This window comes from Kitasatospora sp. NPDC007106 (assembly GCF_040634455.1).
GTDB classification, from domain to species: domain Bacteria; phylum Actinomycetota; class Actinomycetes; order Streptomycetales; family Streptomycetaceae; genus Kitasatospora; species Kitasatospora arboriphila.
Genome location: NZ_JBEYFP010000969.1, coordinates 1 through 2,068, shown reverse-complemented (window position 1 = coordinate 2,068; position 2,068 = coordinate 1). Strand labels below are relative to the sequence as shown.

2 protein-coding genes are annotated in these 2,068 nt (G+C 72.2%); both read right to left on the bottom strand.

Going from position 1 to position 2,068, the window contains the following annotated elements; all coding sequences use genetic code 11:
- A partial coding sequence (locus tag ABZ641_RS34610) for an AsnC family protein (RefSeq protein WP_359988319.1) occupies window positions 1-268 on the bottom strand: 268 nt, incomplete at its 3' end.
- A 90-nt stretch (window positions 269-358) separates the two neighbouring features.
- A complete protein-coding gene (locus tag ABZ641_RS34605) occupies window positions 359-1,708 on the bottom strand; it encodes a transaminase (protein WP_344622951.1) in 1,350 nt (449 codons plus the stop codon).
- Window positions 1,709-2,068 lie beyond the last annotated feature (360 nt).

Below are 2,068 nucleotides of genomic sequence, written 5' to 3'. Positions count from 1 at the left end.
GCAGGAAAACCCTGGGGACGGACGGGCAGTTGAGGCACCGACCGGATGGGACACTAGCGGAGATGATGCCGAGCATGGCCATCGCCTGCCCGCCCATGGCCATCGGGTCGGTCACGCCGACGACCTGGACGGCCTTGGCGTCGATCAGCCGCTGCAGCCGCTGCCGGGCGGCCGAGGCCGACAGGCCCACCTTGGGGCCCAGGTCGGCGTACGCGATCCTGCCGTCCGTCTGCAGCTCGCGCAGGATGGCCCGGTCGATCTCGTCCAAATTCGCAACTCCTCGGTCCGTCGACCTCCGCACCCTACCGTCAGGCCGCCGGCCCGAGGAGGGTGCCGGCGGCCTGCGGGCGGACGGGGGTCAGCCGATGAGCTGGGCCAGGGCGACGGAGAAGACGTCGGTGTGCGCGTCCACGTCCGCCTCGGTGGTGGCGGGGCACATCAGGGCCATGTTGTGGAAGGGCGTCATCAGGATGCCGCGGTTGGCCAGGTACAGGTGGAGGAAGTCCTCCAGCTCCGGGTCGGCGACCTCGGAGGAGGCGGTGCCGGTGCGGGGGGCGGGGCTGGCGAAGCGGTACTCGGTGCGGGCGCCGAGCCGGCTGACCGACCAGGGCAGGCCGTGCGCGTCGATCGCCTGCTGGACGCCGGCCTCGAAGCGCTCGGCGAGCTTGCCCATGCGTTCGAAGGCGTCGTCGGTGAGCACGTGCTCCAGGGTGGCGCGCATCGCGGCGACGGAGAGCGCGTTGCCGGCCAGGGTGCCGCCGACGCCGCCCATGTCGACCAGGTCGAGGTCGGAGCGGCCGAGCAGCCGGTCCGCGAGTTCGGCGGAGAGCCCGTACGCGCCGGCCGGGATGCCGCCGCCGATGGCCTTGCCGATGGTCAGCATGTCGGGTTCGAGGAGCCAGGCGGCGGTGCAGCCGCCGGGGCCGGCCGAGAAGGTGTGCGTCTCGTCGTTGATGAGCAGCACGCCGTGCCGGCGGGTCAGCTCGCGGACGCCGGCCAGGTAGCCGGGCTCCGGCAGCACGATGCCGATGTTGGTGAGGGCGGGTTCCATGAGGACGGCGGCGACGTCGCCGTGGGCGAGCTCGCGCTCCAGCTGGGAGAGGTCGTTGAACTCGGCGACCCGGCTGGTGAGGGTGACGTCGCAGGGCGCGCCGACGTTGCCGGGGCGGGAGGCACCGCGGCCGTCCGGGCCGACGACGATCAGCGACTCGTCGACGCTGCCGTGGTAGCTGTAGCTGTTCACCAGGATCTTGCTGCGGCCGGTGACGGCGCGGGCGAGGCGGATCGCCCAGCGGTTGGCGTCGGTGGCGGTCAGCGAGAAGCTCCAGTGCGAGAGCCCGAACCGGCGGGTCAGCTCGGCGCCCACCCACTCGGCGTCCTCGGTGGGCAGCATCGCGGTCGCGCCGCCCTGCTCGGCGAAGCGGCGCTGCACGGCGGCGGCGACCGCCTCGGGGGAGTGGCCGGCCATCGCGCCGGTGTCGCCGAGGCAGAAGTCGATGTACTCGTGGCCGTCGATGTCGGTGATCCGGGCGCCGTTCGCGGTGCCGAGGTAGCGGGGGAAGGTGCCGGCGGTCTTGTTCATCCAGGTCATCGGAACCCGGCCGAAGAGGTGGTCGGCGCGTGCGTAGGCGGCCTTCGACCGCGGATTGCGGCGCTCGGCCTCGGCGCTCTCGCGGGCGAGGAGGTGCTGCAGTCGGGTGCGGTCCATGGCGGTACCTCAGAGTCGGGGGTCCGGGGGGAGAGCCCTGACTGTAGGCAGGTATGGAGCGCGTGAGCAAGGAAACACGCTCGATTCAATTGTTTAAGCAATCGATTCGAGCGTCCATGGGGCCCGGTGCGACAGCGTGCACTCAGTGCCTTTACCGATTGGCACTCAGTGCCATACGCTCCCGGTGTCGTGTCGATCGGGCACCGGCGGCCGCTTTGCGCGCGCCCTGGCCCGGACCGGGAGGAGCCGCCATGAATCCTGTCGCCACCGCGCCCTCCGGGGCACCCGCCGTCGAGCAGCCCGGCCCCGAGCTGGTCTTCCGCCGCTGCCGCTGGTGCCGTGCCGCCACCGCGCCCGTCC

Excerpts from the sequence above, each read along its gene's own strand:
- ABZ641_RS34605 (WP_344622951.1), bottom strand. The coding sequence starts at position 1,708 with ATGGACCGCACCCGACTGCAGCACCTCCTCGCCCGCGAGAGCGCCGAG.